Source organism: Micromonospora sp. WMMD964 (assembly GCF_029581455.1).
Lineage (GTDB): Bacteria > Actinomycetota > Actinomycetes > Mycobacteriales > Micromonosporaceae > Micromonospora.
In genome coordinates this window covers 1-16,385 of the sequence record NZ_CP120860.1, presented here as the reverse complement: position 1 = coordinate 16,385, position 16,385 = coordinate 1, and the positions used below count along the sequence as shown (strand labels likewise).

General features: G+C 71.1%; 13 protein-coding genes, 1 tRNA gene and 1 pseudogene. 7 read left to right on the top strand and 8 right to left on the bottom strand.

Features of this window, described 5'->3' with window-relative positions:
• The first annotated feature begins 56 nt into the window (after positions 1-56).
• Entirely contained in the window at positions 57-350 is a 294-nt protein-coding gene (locus O7616_RS00075) for a 4a-hydroxytetrahydrobiopterin dehydratase (protein ID WP_282305134.1), read from the top strand.
• Positions 347-1,501: an FHA domain-containing protein gene (locus tag O7616_RS00070; protein ID WP_282305133.1), complete on the top strand. Its 1,155-nt coding sequence runs from the start codon at positions 347-349 to the stop codon at positions 1,499-1,501. Before O7616_RS00075 ends, O7616_RS00070 begins: the two co-directional genes overlap by 4 nt.
• Before the next feature lie 217 nt (positions 1,502-1,718).
• Here the strand turns inward: O7616_RS00070 and rocD are convergent, their stop codons facing one another.
• The 3 genes from rocD to O7616_RS00055 form a co-directional block, all read right to left on the bottom strand.
• Positions 1,719-2,933, bottom strand: coding sequence for an ornithine--oxo-acid transaminase (gene rocD, locus O7616_RS00065; protein ID WP_282256864.1), 1,215 nt, complete (start codon positions 2,931-2,933; stop codon positions 1,719-1,721).
• Positions 2,930-3,745, bottom strand: coding sequence for a dimethylargininase (gene ddaH, locus O7616_RS00060; RefSeq protein WP_282307793.1), 816 nt, complete (start codon positions 3,743-3,745; stop codon positions 2,930-2,932). The genes rocD and ddaH overlap by 4 nt, the downstream gene beginning before the upstream one ends.
• A 595-nt stretch (positions 3,746-4,340) precedes the next feature.
• Positions 4,341-4,679, bottom strand: coding sequence for a hypothetical protein (locus O7616_RS00055; RefSeq protein WP_282307815.1), 339 nt, complete (start codon positions 4,677-4,679; stop codon positions 4,341-4,343).
• Between the two features lie 114 nt (positions 4,680-4,793).
• Between O7616_RS00055 and O7616_RS00050 the strand changes: the two are divergent.
• Positions 4,794-7,097 (top strand): annotated as a pseudogene (locus O7616_RS00050) (excinuclease ABC subunit UvrA); the annotation flags it as partial.
• A 54-nt stretch (positions 7,098-7,151) separates the two neighbouring features.
• On the opposite strand, the gene O7616_RS00045 reads toward O7616_RS00050, so the two are convergent.
• The 5 genes from O7616_RS00045 to O7616_RS00025 all read right to left on the bottom strand — a co-directional run bounded on the left by O7616_RS00045 (position 7,152) and on the right by O7616_RS00025 (position 10,646).
• The gene (locus tag O7616_RS00045; protein WP_282305105.1) at positions 7,152-7,604 is read right to left on the bottom strand and encodes a hypothetical protein; all 453 of its coding nucleotides are present in this window, start codon (positions 7,602-7,604) and stop codon (positions 7,152-7,154) included.
• 168 nt (positions 7,605-7,772) lie between these two features.
• Positions 7,773-7,844, bottom strand: a tRNA-Arg gene (locus tag O7616_RS00040).
• A gap of 137 nt (positions 7,845-7,981) precedes the next feature.
• Positions 7,982-8,674, bottom strand: coding sequence for a winged helix-turn-helix domain-containing protein (locus tag O7616_RS00035; RefSeq protein WP_282256897.1), 693 nt, complete (start codon positions 8,672-8,674; stop codon positions 7,982-7,984).
• A 482-nt stretch (positions 8,675-9,156) separates the two neighbouring features.
• On the bottom strand, positions 9,157-9,828 hold the full coding sequence (locus O7616_RS00030; protein ID WP_282305104.1) for a DUF305 domain-containing protein: 672 nt from the start codon (positions 9,826-9,828) through the stop codon (positions 9,157-9,159).
• 8 nt (positions 9,829-9,836) lie between these two features.
• Positions 9,837-10,646, bottom strand: coding sequence for a DUF3105 domain-containing protein (locus O7616_RS00025; RefSeq protein WP_282305103.1), 810 nt, complete (start codon positions 10,644-10,646; stop codon positions 9,837-9,839).
• A gap of 97 nt (positions 10,647-10,743) precedes the next feature.
• On the opposite strand from O7616_RS00025, the gene argS reads away from it, so the two are divergent.
• From argS to thrC, 4 genes are all read left to right on the top strand, one after another.
• Complete coding sequence (gene argS / locus O7616_RS00020; RefSeq protein ID WP_282305102.1) at positions 10,744-12,411, top strand: arginine--tRNA ligase; 1,668 nt, start codon at positions 10,744-10,746, stop codon at positions 12,409-12,411.
• A gap of 4 nt (positions 12,412-12,415) precedes the next feature.
• Positions 12,416-13,801, top strand: coding sequence for a diaminopimelate decarboxylase (gene lysA, locus O7616_RS00015; protein ID WP_282256901.1), 1,386 nt, complete (start codon positions 12,416-12,418; stop codon positions 13,799-13,801).
• Between the two features lie 8 nt (positions 13,802-13,809).
• The gene (locus O7616_RS00010; protein ID WP_282307788.1) at positions 13,810-15,120 is read left to right on the top strand and encodes a homoserine dehydrogenase; all 1,311 of its coding nucleotides are present in this window, start codon (positions 13,810-13,812) and stop codon (positions 15,118-15,120) included.
• A gap of 137 nt (positions 15,121-15,257) precedes the next feature.
• Entirely contained in the window at positions 15,258-16,307 is a 1,050-nt protein-coding gene (gene thrC / locus O7616_RS00005) for a threonine synthase (protein WP_282305100.1), read from the top strand.
• The last annotated feature ends 78 nt before the right edge of the window (positions 16,308-16,385 follow it).

The window sequence follows — 16,385 nt, the reverse complement described above, 5'->3', positions numbered from 1 at the left end:
GCGGCCGAGCGGTGGCGTGTCCGTCCTGCCGGACACGCCACCGGTAGGGTCTGGTCATGGCAGACCTGCTCACCGCGGACGCGGTGCGAGAAGAGCTGAGCGGGTTGACCGACTGGTCGGGTGACCCGACCGGGATCGGTCGTACGGTCCAGCTCGGCAGTTTCCCGGACGTCATCGCCGTGGTGAACCGGGTCGCGACGGTGGCCGAGGAGATCGACCACCATCCCGACATCGACATCCGATGGCGGACCCTGACCTTCCGCTGCGTCACGTACTCGGACGGTGGGGTCACCCACCGCGACATCGCGCTGGCCCGGCGGATCGACGAGATCATCCGGAGTGCGGCATGAGATTCGAGATCAGCAAGGTGCTGGACGCCATCGAGGGGCGCGTCTGCACCGACCCGTCGCTGGCCCGGGCCGTGGTCGACCTGGCCGAGGTGATCCGCTACCAGGACATCGACGGTGGTCGGCCGGCGAGCCTGCTGCGGCTCGGCATGGTCATCGACGCGCTGTCCCGCGAGTTGGAGGAGGACAGCGTCCAGGTCTACGCGGTGGTGCACCGGGCCCTGCTCTCCGACGCCGACCTCACCTCGAACGAGCGGATGGTCGTCCGCCGCTGGGCCGACGACGGGCTCGTCGAGGTGCTCGACAACCCGGGCGACCGGATGCTGGAGGTGGCCGACCTGCTCGGGCTGCCGGTGCTCAGCCGGGTTCGCTTCGACGGGCTGCGCGGTCGGTTCCCGTGGCTGGTCGAGCAGCCGGGTCGGGTCGTCGCCCCGGTACCGGGCGCCGGCGGCCCGGTCTTCATCGCGCACGTCGGCGGCGGCCACGCACCGGTGGCCGGCAAGCGCTCGCCGGCCGGGGTGAAGCTGCTGACCCGCCAGTGGCGCTGCCCGGAGTCGGGTTGCGCGCTGTTCGGCGGCGGTGGTGGAGGTGGCGCGTTCGCCGACCTGGCCGGGGGTGCGGATCGCAGCCCCGCGGCGCAGCCGCCGCCCGCGCTGCGCAACGGCGTACCGACCTGCCCCCGGCACGGCGTCCGACTCGGCGACGGGGGGCCGCGTCCGCGTACGGAGGTGCTCGCGGTCCGCATCGGTGGCCTGGTCCGGCGGCGGTTCGTGCTCAGCGAGGAGCAGCCGTTGGTGGCCGGCCGGGCCCCCGAGCAGGACGGCGGGATCATGCTCGGGCAGTGGCTCAACGACGAGGCCCGGCGGTGGATCAGCCGTGGTCACGTCCGCTTCGAGTTGCGGGTCGGCGAGGTCATCGTGACCGACGTCAGCACCAACGGCTCCGGCATCCGTCCGGCCGGTTCGATGGCCGAGTCGGACCGCATCCCCCTGGCGCCGCAGCAGTCCCGGGTGCTCGGCGAGAACGACATGATCGAGCTGTACCCGGGGGTGCAGATCGGCCGGGCGGAGGAGTTGCCCGCCGGTGCCCCGTTCACGCCCACCTCGGTGATGGCCGAGGCTCCGACGATGGCGATGCGCCTACCCCGCCCCTGACCCGCCCGCGCCCCGCCCGCGCCCCGCCCCGCCCGCGCCCCGCCCCGCCCGCTGCGCACCGTCGCGGGGCAGGCGCGGCGCGGGACGCGGCAAGATCCGCACAAGAACAGGGAAAGTGCTGCCTCAGAGGACGTCGAGGCAGCACTTTCCCTGTAGTTGCGCAGATCTTGGCCGGTGCGGTCCGTCAGGCGGCCGGCACCTTGGCCGGTGCGGTCCGTCAGGCGGCGAGCACCTCGGCGAGTGCGGTCACCGCCAGGTCGATCTCGTCCTCGGTGATCACCAGCGGCGGGGCTAGCCGGATGGTGGAGCCGTGGGTGTCCTTGGCGAGGATGCCGCGCTCCATCAGGCGCTCACACGCCTCCCGTCCGCTCATCAGCGTCGGGTCGATGTCCAGACCGGCCCACAGGCCGCGAACGCGTACCCCCACCAGGCCCTTGCCGACCAGCCCCTCCAAGCCGGCTCGCAGCCGCTCACCCAGCTCCGCCGAACGGCGCTGGAACTCGCCGGTGGCCAGCAGCCGGACCACCTCGACGGCCACCGCGCAGGCGAGCGGATTGCCGCCGAAGGTGGAGCCGTGCTGGCCGGGCTTGAGCACGCCGAGCACGTCGGCGTTGGCGGCCACCGCGGAGACCGGCACGATGCCGCCGCCGAGCGCCTTGCCGAGCAGGTACATGTCGGGCACGACGCCCTCGTGGTCACAGGCGAAGGTCGCACCGGTACGCCCCAGACCAGACTGGATCTCGTCGGCGATGAAGAGCACCTCGCGCTCGGTGCAGACCCGCCGCACGCCCGACAGGTAACCCTCCGGCGGCACCACCACGCCCTGCTCGCCCTGGATCGGCTCCAGTAGAACGGCCACGGTGTTCTCGTCGATCGCGGCGGTCAGCGCGTCCAGGTCGCCGTAGGGCACGACAGTGAACCCCGGGGTGTACGGCCCGAAGTCGGCGCGGGCGTCCTCGTCGGTGGAGAAGCTGACGATGGTGGTGGTCCGGCCGTGGAAGTTGCCCTCGGCGACCACGATGTTGGCCTGCCCGGCGGGTACGCCCTTGACCTGGTAACCCCACTTGCGGGCCACCTTGATTCCGGTCTCCACCGCCTCGGCGCCGGTGTTCATGGGCAGCACCAGGTCCTTGCCGCACAGCTCGGCCAGCTCCCGGCAGAAGTCGGCGAACTGGTCGTGGATGAACGCGCGGCTGGTCAGCGTGAGCCGGTCCAGTTGGGCGTGCGCGGCGGCGATCAGCTGCGGGTTCCGGTGGCCGAAGTTCAGCGCCGAGTAGCCGGCCAGGCAGTCCAGGTAGCGCTTGCCGTCCACATCGGTGAGCCAGGCTCCCTCGGCGGACGAGATGACCACCGGCAACGGGTGGTAGTTGTGCGCCGTCCAGCGCTCGGCGTCCCGGACCGCTCCCGGCGTACGCAGCATGTCATCGATCACTTGCTTGCCTTTCCCTGACGGAGTCGCAGCGTGCAGCACTTCGGTCCGCCGCCGGCCTTACGGAGTTCGGACAGGTCGACACCGATGGTCTCGTAGCCCCGGTCGCGCAGCTTGGCGGCGAGGTCGGTGGCCTGGGCCGGCAGCACCACGTGCCGGCCGTCGCTCACCGCGTTCAGGCCCAGCACCTCGGCGTCGGCCATGGTGGCGTGCACGGCGTCGGGGAAGAGTCGGCTCAGCACGGCCTGGCTGCCGGGGGAGAACGCCTCCGGCAGGTACGCCACGGTCTGCTCGTCGAGCACGGTCAGCGCGGTGTCCAGGTGGTAGAAGCGCGGGTCGACGAGCTGCATGCTGATCACCGGGTAGCCGAAGACCTCCTGCAACTGGGCGTGCGAGGCGTGCGCCGTGCGGAAGCCGGTGCCCGCCAGCAGGTGGTCGCCGGCGAGCAGGACGTCGCCCTCACCCTCGTTGACGTGCTTCGGGTCGTACATCTCGAAGCCGGCGTCCTCGAACCAGGCCCGGTAGGCCGGTGCCTCGTCGGCGCGCTGCGGGTCGCGGAACTGCACGGCCATCGCCTTGCCGTCGATCACCGTGCCGCCGTTGGCGGCGAAGACCATGTCGGGCAGGCCGGGCACCGGAGTGATCTCCTCGACGGTGTGGCCCAGGTCGCGGTACGTCTGGCGCAGCTGCTCCCACTGCCGGACGGCCAGCGCGCCGTCGACCGGCGCGGCCGGGTCCATCCAGGGGTTGATCGCGTAGTCGACGGCGAAGTACGTCGGCCGGCACATCAGGAAGCGCTGGCTGGTGGCGTCCATCGTCATTGTCCTGCTCCCAGGGGTCGGGCGCGCCCGGCCACCGTGGCCCACGGGCTGGCGCCGTTGCTCAACGTTATGCGCCGCCACCGGCAGGATCCACCGCTGAGAGTTGCGCAGCCCGAAGATTCGTTGCGTCTAGGCGACACCGAGGAGTGATTCGTTGCGCCAGCGTGTCCCGCGCCGGTGGGAGGGGTCCTGGCCGGGGTTCACGGCCCGTGATCGGGCGCGCGGCCGTGGCGCGTGATCGGGGTGCGCGGCCGCTGTCGGAGCGACCGGGACAACCCGACATCGCCGAAGCCGTGTCGATCAACCACCCGAGACCCCCGCAACCGAGCCCAAGATCCGCACAACTTCCCAGATGTTGCTGCCTCGGACGTGCGGGAGGCGGCAATGTCCCCGATGTTGTGCGGATCTTGGGCGTTGCGGGGAGATCGCGGGCGGGGCGGGGCGGGGCGGGGGCCGGAAACACTTCAGGGGCGGCGAACCGCCGCCCCTGAAAGGGTGTCTGCCCGGCCGGTGAACCACCGGGTCGTTCGGGCTGCCGGCGAACCGCCGGCGTTTGCCGGTGCATCACCGGCGAGCGGAACAGTGCCCGCTAGAAACGGTCGACAAACTGTGAGTCAAGCCACTCGCGGAAGCGCTGCACCCAGTCGCCGTCGGTGGTCGGCCAGTCGAACTGGCCGGTCATCGCGAGCACCCCGATCACCACCGCGGCCAGGCCGATGAGCACGCCGAACAGCGCGTCGGTGGTGCCGGCGACGTGCCGACGGCGGGTGGCCATCAGGCCGAGCACCGCGAGCACCGCGCCGAACGCGCCGAGCCCGATGCCGTACCCGGCCAGCGTCCCGGTCAGTACGAACAGCGCACCGGCGACGGAGACGATCAGGCCGAGGGTGGCCAGCAGGCTGGCTCGCGGCTTCGGGCCACGCGTCACCGGCGTTTCGGGTGCGGTCCGGTCCGGAGTCGGGTCGGCCGGGCGGTCGGTGGTGATGACGTCGAACTCGTCCTTCTCCTCCTCGGCCGGGGCAGCAGCGCCACCGGCGGCGTCAACAACCTCAGGGACGTCAGCGTCGAGATCCCGAAGCGGCGGCTGACGGTGTTCACCGGTGTCTCCGGCTCCGGCAAGAGCTCGCTGGTGTTCGGCACCATCGCCGCCGAGTCGCAGCGGATGATCAATGAGACGTACAGCGCGTTCGTGCAGGGCTTCATGCCGACGCTGGCACGCCCCGAGGTCGACCTGCTGGACGGTCTGACGACGGCGATCATCGTGGACCAGGAGCGGATGGGCGCCAACTCCCGGTCCACCGTGGGCACCGCCACCGACGCCAACGCGATGCTGCGCATCCTGTTCAGCCGGCTCGGGCAGCCGCACATCGGCTCGCCCAACGCGTACTCCTTCAACGTCCCCTCGGTGAAGGCCACCGGCGCGATCACCGTCGAGCGGGGTGCCGGCAAGACGAAGACCGAGAAGGCGACCTTCACCCGACTCGGTGGCATGTGCCCCCGGTGTGAGGGCATGGGCGCGGTCACCGACATCGACCTGACCGCGCTCTACGACGACAAGCTCTCGCTCAACGAGGGTGCGATCACGATCCCCGGTTACAGCATGGAGGGCTGGTACGGCCGGATCTTCCGGGGCTGCGGTTACTTCGACCCGGACAAGCCGATCGGCAAGTTCACCAAGCGGGAGCAGCACGACCTGCTGCACCGGGAGCCCACCAAGATCAAGATCGACGGCATCAACCTGACGTACGCGGGCCTCATCCCGTCGATCCAGAAGTCCTTCCTCTCCAAGGACATCGACGCGTTGCAACCGCACATCCGCGCCTTCGTGGAGCGGGCGGTGACGTTCACGACCTGCCCCGAGTGCGCCGGCACCCGGCTCAGCCAGGAGGCCCGGTCGTCGAAGATCAAGGGTAAGAACATCGCCGACGCGTGCGCGATGCAGATCAGCGACCTCGCCGCCTGGGTGCGCGGCATCGACGAGCCGTCGGTGGCCCCGCTGCTGGCCGGGCTGCAACACCTTCTCGACTCGTTCGAGGAGATCGGGCTGGGCTACCTCTCGCTGGACCGGCCGTCGGGCACCCTCTCCGGCGGTGAGGCGCAGCGCACCAAGATGATCCGCCACCTCGGCTCGTCGCTCACCGACGTCACCTACGTCTTCGACGAGCCGACGATCGGGCTGCACCCGCACGACATCCAGCGGATGAACGAGCTGCTGCTCCAACTGCGCGACAAGGGCAACACCGTGCTCGTCGTGGAGCACAAGCCGGAGGCCATCGCCATCGCCGACCACGTCGTCGACCTCGGGCCCGGCGCCGGCACCGACGGCGGCACCGTCTGCTACGAGGGCAGCCTGGAGGGCCTACGCGCCAGCGGCACCATCACCGGCCGCCACCTCGACGACCGGGCGGCCCTCAAGGAGAAGGTCCGCACGCCCACCGGCAAGCTGGAGATCCGTGGCGCGACCGCCAACAACCTCCGGAACGTCGACGTCGACGTACCCCTCGGAGTGCTCGTCGTGGTGACCGGGGTCGCCGGCTCCGGCAAGAGTTCCCTGGTGCACGGGTCCATCCCTCCCGGTGCGGGTGTGGTGTCGATCGACCAGGGCGCGATCCGTGGCTCGCGGCGGAGCAACCCGGCCACGTACACCGGGCTGCTGGACCCGATCCGCAAGGCGTTCGCGAAGGCCAACGGTGTGAAGCCGGCGCTGTTCAGCGCCAACTCCGAGGGCGCCTGCCCGAGCTGCAACGGCGCCGGCGTGATCTACACGGACCTGGGGATGATGGCCGGCGTCGCCGCACCCTGCGAGGACTGCGAGGGCAAGCGGTTCCAGGCGTCGGTGCTGGAGTACCGCCTCGGCGGTCGCGACATCAGCGAGGTGCTCGCGATGTCGGTGACGGAGGCGGAGAAGTTCTTCGGCGCCGGTGACGCCCGTACGCCGGCCGCGCACGCCATCCTCAACCGGCTCGCCGACGTCGGGCTCGGCTACCTCAGCCTGGGTCAACCGCTCACCACCCTGTCCGGCGGCGAGCGGCAACGCCTCAAGCTGGCCACCCACATGGCCGAGAAAGGCGGCGTCTACGTCCTCGACGAGCCGACCACCGGCCTGCACCTGGCCGACGTGGAGCAACTGCTGGGCCTCCTCGACCGCCTGGTCGACTCGGGGAAGTCGGTGATCGTCATCGAGCACCACCAGGCGGTCATGGCGCACGCCGACTGGATCATCGACCTCGGCCCCGGTGCCGGCCACGACGGTGGCCAGATCGTCTTCGAGGGCACCCCCGCCGACCTCGTCGCCAACCGCTCCACCCTCACCGGCGAACACCTGGCGGCGTACGTCGGCGGCTGACGATCCGGTGCGGGCCCGTCTGCCTCTCCGGCTTTGCGGCTGACGGTCTCCGGTTCAGGCGACAGGCGGTCGGGTCTTCTCTGCCGTCCTGCTCGCGAGGGCTGCGCAGACGACGGCAATCAGCCCGAGGGCGACAGTGGCCGGGGTGACGTACCCGGGCACCGACGAGGTGACGTACGACCCGCCGCCGGTGAGGTGGCACTCGAAGTGCATCGGAAAAAGGCTGACGCCGTACCCGTCGACCATGCTCGCCACCTGCGGCCCGACCTCCCGGCAGGGTTCGATCGGGGAGGCGCCGGTTCCGCCGTCCTCCGCGCGCATCACCGCGTAGCCGAGGTTGAGCAGGCCCCAGGCGTACACGGCGACGGCCCCCGCGCCGACGAGGAGCGCTGCGGCCCACAGTCGCCCCGACTGCCTCCGGAACACCGCTCTGAGCCCACGGACGGCGAGGATCGTCGCCGCGACGGCTCCGGCCAGTGCGGCGAGGATCAGTCCGAGAAACAGCATGACGACATCTTGATCATGCCGGGTCACGGATGCAAGAACCCGGGAACCAAGGCCCCTTCACGAGGGCGGCCGCCATGGCCGGACGCGGCCGGACATACGAGTAAGGCCCCTGACCGGGGTTTCCCTGGTCAAAGGCCTTTGGTGCTGGTGGAGCTTTCTTAGCAAGTGTGCCCCCGGCAGGATTCGAACCTGCGCCCCCGCCTCCGGAGGGCGGTGCTCTATCCCCTGAGCTACGGGGGCTCAGCGACTGGAGAAGACTAGCAAACCTCCCCTCCGTACGCCGAATCGGTATCGGGTGAGCCGATCGTGTCGACGACCGGCCCGCCCCAGCGGTCAGGCCGCTACCGCCCGGCGGTCAGGCCGCTACCGCCCGGCGGTCAGGCCGCTACCGCCCGGCCGCAGCTGGGCAGCGGGTGCAGGACGATCCGACGTGGGAGCCGGCGCGGCCACTCGTTGCGCGGCCAGGAACCGTCCACGATCAGGTGTACGGTGCGCTGCTCCTCGCCGCTGAGCCGCAGCACGAAGTCGCGGGGGAGCGGCGGGTCCACCGTCGGCGTGGTGATCATGAAGCGCACCCGACCACGGGACGAGACCGCCGAGATCACGTCTGCGGCCGGCATCGTGCCGCGCAGCCGGACCCGGCCGATCCAGTAGACCTCCGCGAGGTGCTCCTGGGCGGCCCGGGTGATCGCCGGGTACTCGCTGCGGACCCAGCGCTCCACCGCACTGACGCAGAGCCCGCAGGCGCGCTCGCGTGGCTCGCGCGGACCCAACCCCCAGGCCCGCAGGTACGCCCCGACGGCGCCGGGCTCCAGCGGCAGGTCGAAGCGCCGCTGGATGAGCGTGGTGAGGCTCTGCCTCGTCCACAGCTCCTCGTCCAGCCCGAACTCGTCCGGGTGGACGCCCCGCAGCGCGTCGATCAGTTCGAGTTCCTGTTCGCGGCTGAGCATTCCCGGCTCGCCCTGCCGCTGTCCGCGACGGACGGCTGCCACCGCCCCGTCACCACCGATGGTGTGGCGTCGGCACCAACTGGTCACCGAACGCCGTGCGTCTCTGAGTGCAACCCCCACGTCTTGGGCAACGAGCCCGAATCGCAACTGGTCACGATATGTGTGGAGAAAACTCTCTAAGCAGCGTAATCGCCTGGACCGCTCGAATCGACCAAGGCGGACATAAGCGGACAACTACCCTCAAGTGCCCCTCGGGGGTGATCGATCAAGCCAGGAGCGCCGTGCCCCGCTCTTGATCCACTCCATGTCGGCGATGTCGGGGTACCAACACCGCAGGACACCCCCAGTTCGCCGATCTGGAGTGGATCAAGGCCGCACAGGCCCTGTCGGACCGCGCAGACCTGCTGCCAGACCCCGCCCGGCCTGCCGGACCCCGCGCGACTCGCCTCGGCGCAGGCTCGTGGCGGATCGGCGATGTGGCGGTGTCCGGATGTCCGGAACACCGCCACATCGGCGACCTTGTGTAGATCTTGTGGATCTTGCGGACCTCGACGAGATCGGCCTCGGGATGACGCAGACCGGTGCTGCCTCGGCCGGTCGGATCAGCCCTTGGCTGCCTGCGCCTGGAGCTGCCGGAGGTTGTTCAGTTCGGTCTGCTGGGTGGCCTTCATGGTCTTCGCCACCCGCAGCACCTCGTCGTTGTCCGTCACGTCGAGCGCAGCGTCGATCATGTGGATGCCGCCCAGGTGGTGGGCGTACATCAGGGTCAGGAACTGCCTGTCGACCTCGATGCCCTGGGCGTCCCGCAGGGAGGTCATCTGCGCCGGGGTGGCCATGCCCGGCATCAGGCCGTCCTTGAGGGTGGCCCCGTCGGACATCCACGACATCGGCGGCTGCGAGCCGGTCGGGCTCAGGCCCCACTCGCGGAGCCAGGTCTGCATGGCACCGATCTCGCCCTGCTGCCCGGTGGCGATGTCGACGGCGATCTGCCGCACCTCGGGGAGGGTGGCCGACCGGTACGCGATGAGGCTCATCTCCACCGCCTGCGCGTGGTGGGTCGTCATGTCCCGGGCGAAGCCCGCCTCGACCGACGCGTCACCGGGTCGGGTGAGCCGGGGGGTGAGCAGGCCGCCCGCATACCCGAGGAGCAGCCCCACCACCACCATGATGGCGAGCGCCGACACGCCGTAGCGCGCCGCCGGGGCCCGACCGCCCTCGTCCGGGACGGTCGGGGTGTCGTCGTACTCGCTGTCGGTGGTGGTGGGGGCGGTCATCGGGGTCCTTACTGGGTGGGCTGCTGCTGGAGCTCACGCGGCGTGGTGCCGGTGGCGGTGATGCCGGTGTTGCAGAGCGCCGTCGGGCCCTCGACCGAGGCGTTGACCCGCAGGTCCTTGATGAACTCGTCGATCCGCGAGTCGTCGGCGTTGTCGACCTTGAGCTGGTAGCCCCACGCCTGCAGCGAGATCGGCTTGTCCAGGCCCTCGTACGGGCTCATGAAGGTCTTCTCGACGCCGCGCACCTTGCCGGCGAGCTTGTCGACCTGGTCCTGGGGCAGGTCCGGCCGGTACGTGATCCAGACGGCGCCGTGCTCCAGGCTGTGCACCGCGTGCTCGTTGGCGATCGGGGCGTCGTAGACGTCGCCCATGCAGTTCTGCCAGGCGGCGTTGTGCACCCCACCCACCGGCGGCGAGTACTTCCAGGTCAGCGGGCCCGACTTGTGCGACTCGTACTTGAGGCTGTCGGGGTCGGACTTGCGGATGTTGGCGATGCCGTCGATGGCGTTGGCCCGCTTGTCCCACGGCTTGGAGCCCTGGAAGGACGCCCAGGCGCCGTACCCGATGATGCCGGCCGCCAGCACGCCGACCGCGACGAAGAGCGCGATCGGGCCCCAGGCGCGGCCCTGGGTCACCTTGACCGGGGTGACCGGCTTGCGCGGGCCCTTGCCGCCGGATCGGGGGGAGCCCGCCGGCTTGCCCGTCGGCTTGCCGGAACCGGCCTTGGCGCCGGACGCAGGCCGGCCCGCTGCCGGCTTCTTGCCGGTGCTGACCACGGTCGGGCGGCGCTCCGGGCCACCCGGGGTGCTGATGCTCATCGTGCCTCGTCAAGTCGGTCGGTCAGGGGAGTGGCGGGCCGGATGACGCGCAGGGGAGCCGCCGAGTGCCCGAGTCTACCCCCGATAACATGGTTGGGTGACTCCTGCAGAACTAGCCTCGGTCGTCCTTGCCGCCGCACACGCCGTCTTCGACCAGCGCGGGCTCGACCGCGCCGCGTTGCCGGAGCGCACTGTGGTGGAGCGACCGCGCAACCCCGAGCACGGCGACTACGCCTCGACGCTCGCGCTGCAGTTGAGCAAGAAGGTGGGCGTTCCGCCCCGGGAGTTGGCGACGGCCCTGGCCGACGAGCTGGGCCGGGCAGCGGGTGTCAAATCGGTGGAAATCGCCGGGCCGGGCTTCCTGAACATCCGGCTCGACGCCGCTGCCGCCGGTCAGCTCGCCCGGGTGATCGTCGAGGCCGGCGCGGAGTACGGTCGCAGCGACCGCCTGGCCGGCGAGAAGATCAACCTGGAGTTCGTCTCGGCCAACCCGACCGGCCCGGTGCACATCGGCGGGGTCCGCTGGGCGGCCGTCGGCGACGCGCTGAGCCGGCTGCTGCGGGCCACCGGGGCCGACGTCGGCACGGAGTACTACTTCAACGACGCCGGTTCGCAGATCGACCGGTTCGCCCGGTCGCTGCTGGCCGCCGCGAAGGGTGAGGCCGCGCCGGAGGACGGCTACGGCGGGGCGTACATCGCCGAGATCGCCACCGAGGTGCAGGCCCGGCGGCCGGAGGTGCGGTCGCTGGACGACGACGCCGCCCAGGAGGTCTTCCGGGTCGAGGGTGTCGCGCTGATGTTCGACGAGATCCGCTCCTCGCTGCGCGACTTCGGGGTGGAGTTCGACACCTACTTCAACGAGAAGGACCTGCACGACCGGGGCGAACTCGACCTGGCGTTGAACCGGCTGCGCGCGCAGGGGCACCTCTACGAGTCCGAGGGCGCGACCTGGCTGCGCACCACCGACTTCGGCGACGACAAGGACCGGGTGCTGCGCAAGTCCAACGGCGAGTGGACGTACTTCGCCGCGGACTGCGCCTACTACCTGGACAAGCGGGAGCGCGGCTTCGAGCGGGTCGTGATCATGCTGGGCGCCGACCACCACGGCTACATCGGCCGGATGAAGGCCATGGCGGCGTGCTTCGGCGACGACCCGGAGCGCAACCTGGAGATCCTCATCGGGCAGCTGGTCAACCTGCTGCACGACGGCGCCCCGATGCGGATGAGCAAGCGGGCCGGCACCGTGATCACCCTGGAGGACCTGGTCGACGCGATCGGCGTGGACGCCTCCCGGTACGCGCTGGCCCGCTACTCCAGCGACTCCCCGATCGACATCGACATCGAGCTGTGGACGCGGGCGACCCGCGACAATCCGGTCTACTACGTGCAGTACGTCGCCGCCCGGACGGCGGGCGTGGCCCGCAACGCCGCCGAGGTGGGGCTGGTCCCGGGCGACGCCGACGCGTTCCGCCCCGACCTGCTCGACCACGAGAAGGAGAACGAGCTGCTCAAGGCGCTCGCCGAGTTCCCGGCGGTGGTGGCGACCGCGGCCGAGCTGCGCGAGCCGCACCGGGTGGCCCGCTACCTGGAGGAGAGCGTCGCCGCCTCCTACCACCGGTTCTACGACAACTGCCGGGTGCTGCCGTTGGGCGACGAGGAGGTCACCGACCTGCACCGTGCCCGGCTCTGGTTGAACAACGCCACCCGCACGGTGATCGCCAACGGCCTGCACCTGCTCGGCGTCTCCGCCCCGGAGAGGATGTAACACGATGCGCGCTCACGAGGCCGGTGCGCTGCACGCGGACATCAACAACCGGGGGCCGGCCTGGCTGCGTACCCCGGAGGACGTGAACGCCCTGCTGCCGACGCTGTGGCCGCGCAGCGTGACGCGCGGCGCGGACGGCGCGCTCGCCGTCGCGGGCCTGAGCGTCCGCGACATCGCGGCCGAGTTCGGCACCCCGGTGTACGTCCTCGACGAGGCCGACCTGCGGTCGCGCTGCCGCGACTTCCGGGCGGCCTTCCCGACCGAGGACGTGTTCTACGCGGGCAAGGCGTTCCTCTGCCGGGCGGTGGTCCGGATGATCGCCGAGGAGGGCCTGCACCTGGACGTCTGCACCGGAGGTGAGCTGGCCACCGCGCTGTCGGCCGGGATGCCACCGGAGCGGATCGGCTTCCACGGCAACAACAAGTCGGTAGCCGAGCTGGGCCGGGCGTTGGACGCCGGGGTGGGCCGGATCATCGTCGACTCGTTCACCGAGATCGACAGGCTCACCGCGTTGGCCCGCGAGCGCGGGGTGCGGCCCCGGGTGTTGGTCCGGGTCACCGTGGGCGTCGAGGCGCACACCCACGAGTTCATCGCCACCGCCCACGAGGACCAGAAGTTCGGCTTCTCCCTCGCGGGCGGTGCCGCCGCCAACGCCGCGTTCAAGATCCTCGATGAGGGCGTGTTGGAGCTGCGCGGTCTGCACTCGCACATCGGCTCGCAGATCTTCGACGCCAGCGGCTTCGAGGTCTCGGCCCGCCGGGTGCTCGCCCTGCAGGCGCAGATCCGCGACGCACGCGGGGTGGAGCTGCCCGAGCTGGACCTGGGCGGCGGCTTCGGCATCGCGTACACCACCCAGGACGACCCGGCCACCCCGCAGGACCTGGCCAAGCGACTACGCAAGATCGTCGATTCGGAGTGCGCGGCGGAGAACCTGGCCGTGCCGCACCTGTCGATCGAGCCGGGCCGGGCCATCGTCGGGCCGGCCGTGTTCACCCTCTACGAGGTCGGCACGGTCAAGACCCTCGACGGCATCCGGACGTACGTCAGCGTCGACGGCGGGATGAGCGACAACATCCGGACGGCCCTCTACGACGCGTCCTACTCGGCGACGCTGGCCTCGCGGGCCTCGGGCGCGCAGCCGTTGCTCGCCCGCGTGGTGGGAAAGCACTGTGAGTCCGGGGACATCGTGGTGAAGGATGAATTCCTGCCCGCCGACGTGCAGCCCGGAGATCTTGTCGCGGTGCCCGGCACCGGTGCGTACTGCCGCAGCATGGCCAGCAACTACAACCATGTGCCGCGGCCACCGGTGATCGCGGTACGCGACGGCCAGGCGCGCCTGATCGTCCGGCGGGAAACCGAAGAGGACCTGCTCGCATTGGATGTTGGATGACGTCACCTGTGCGCTTGGCGCTGCTCGGCTGCGGCACGGTCGGCCAGGAGGTGGTCCGCCTGCTGCACGAGCAGTCGGCCGACCTGGCCGCCCGGATCGGCGCTCCGCTGGAGATCGCCGGCATCGCCGTACGACGGCTCGGCCGGGACCGGGGTGACCTGCCGGTCGACGAGAGCCTGTTCACCACCGACGCGCTCGGCCTGATCAAGCGCGACGACGTGGACGTGGTGGTCGAGGTGGTCGGCGGCATCGAGCTGGCCCGAGGCTGGCTGGTCGAGGCGCTGCGCGCCGGCAAGAGCGTGGTCACCGCCAACAAGGCGCTGCTCGCCGAGGACGGCGTGGCCCTGCACGAGGCGGCGGCCGAGGGCGGCGGCGACCTCTACTACGAGGCGTCGGTGGCCGGGGCCATCCCGCTGCTGCGCCCGCTGCGCGAGTCGCTGCACGGTGACCGGATCAACCGGGTCACCGGCATCGTCAACGGCACCACCAACTTCATCCTCTCCGCGATGGACGCGACCGGCGCCGGCTTCGCCGAGGCGCTGGAGGAGGCGACCGCACTGGGGTACGCGGAGGCCGACCCGACCGCCGACGTCGAGGGCTTCGACGCGGCGGCGAAGGCGGCCATCCTGGCCTCGCTGGCGTTCCACACCCGGGTCGGCGCGGCGGACGTGCACCGGGAGGGCATCACCGAGGTGACCGCCGCGGACATGGCCAGCGCCCAGGCGATGGGCTGCACGATCAAGCTGCTCTGCATCGCGGCCCGGGGCGTCGACACCTTTGGCCGGGAGACCGTCAGCGTGCGGGTGCACCCGGCGATGATTCCGCGCAGCCACCCGCTGGCCAGCGTGGGTGACGCGTTCAACGCGGTCTTCGTGGAGGCGGACGCCGCCGGGCAACTGATGTTCTACGGCCGGGGCGCCGGGGGCGCACCGACCGCCAGCGCGGTGCTCGGTGACGTGGTCGCGGTGTCCCGCAACCGCCTCGCCGGGGTGCGCGCGGCCAGCGAGAGTGCGTACGCGGACCTGTCGGTGCGGCCGATGGGTGAGGCGCTGACCCGCTACCACGTCAGCCTCGACGTGGCCGACCGCCCCGGTGTGCTGGCCTCGGTGGCGGGCGTGTTCGCCCGGCACGACGTGTCGATCGCGACCGTGCGGCAGGGCTCGGCGGGCGGGCCGGCGAGCCGCGACGGCGACGCCGAGCTGGTCATCGTCACCCACGTGGCACCGGACGCCGCGCTCGCCGCGACGGTGGGCGAGCTGCGCGGCCTGGACATCGTCCGGTCGGTGACGAGCGTGCTGAGGGTCGAGGGCGGCGCCTGAGTCGTTGGACCGTCGACGGGACGGGCTCGGGCGTCCCGCCAGGTGGGTAAGCCGGGGTGTGCCATCGACAGCCGCGCAAGGCTGGTCCAAGGTGGCCCCGACGAGGTCGGCGCGGTGGCAGAGGCGAGGAGAACGACATGTGGCGGGGTCTGATCGAGGCGTACCGGGATCGGCTGCCGGTCACCGCGGCCACGCCGGTCGTCACGCTGCACGAGGGGAACACCCCGCTGTTGCCCGCGCCGGTGCTGTCCGCCCGGCTCGGCTGCGACGTGCACCTGAAGGTGGAGGGCGCCAACCCGACCGGCTCGTTCAAGGACCGCGGCATGACCGTGGCGGTGTCCAAGGCGGTCGAGGCGGGCAACAAGGCGATCATCTGCGCCTCCACCGGCAACACCAGCGCCTCCGCCGCGGCGTACGCGGCGCGGGCCGGGCTGACCTGTGCGGTGCTGGTGCCGCAGGGCAAGATCGCACTGGGCAAGCTCGCCCAGGCGCTGGTGCACGGCGCGAAGCTCCTGCAGGTGAGCGGCAACTTCGACGACTGCCTGTCACTCGCCGCGAAGCTGGCCCAGGATCACCCGGTCGCGTTGGTCAACTCGGTGAACATCGACCGGCTGCACGGCCAGAAGACCGCCGCGTTCGAGATCGTCGAGGCGCTCGGTGACGCGCCCGACATCCACTGCCTGCCGGTCGGCAACGCCGGCAACATCTCCGCCTACTGGATGGGTTACGCGGAGGAGCGGGACGCCGGCACCACCACCCGGACGCCGAAGATGTACGGCTTCCAGGCCGCCGGTGCGGCTCCGATCGTGACCGGCAAGGTGGTGCCGGAGCCGTCGACGATCGCCACGGCGATCCGGATCGGCAACCCGGCGAGCTGGACCAAGGCGTTGGACGCCCGGGACACCTCCGGTGGGTTGATCGCCGCGGTGACCGACCGGGAGATCCTGTCGGCGTACCGGCTGCTCGCCCGGGAGGTCGGGGTCTTCGTCGAGTTGGGCAGCGCGGCCAGCGTGGCCGGTCTGCTCCAGCAGGCCGCCGCGGGCGCGGTGCCGCCCGGTTCGACCGTCGTCTGCACGGTGACCGGTCACGGTTTGAAGGACCCGGAGTGGGCGATCTCCACCGCGCCGGCCCCGTTGACCATCGCGAACGACCCGATGGCGGCGGCCCGGGCACTCGACCTGGCCTGAGCGCACCACCACCGAGGGTGGGCCGCCTCCGGGGGCGGCGGGGGTTCCGGTGATCGAGTCCGGCACACTTTCACGTAT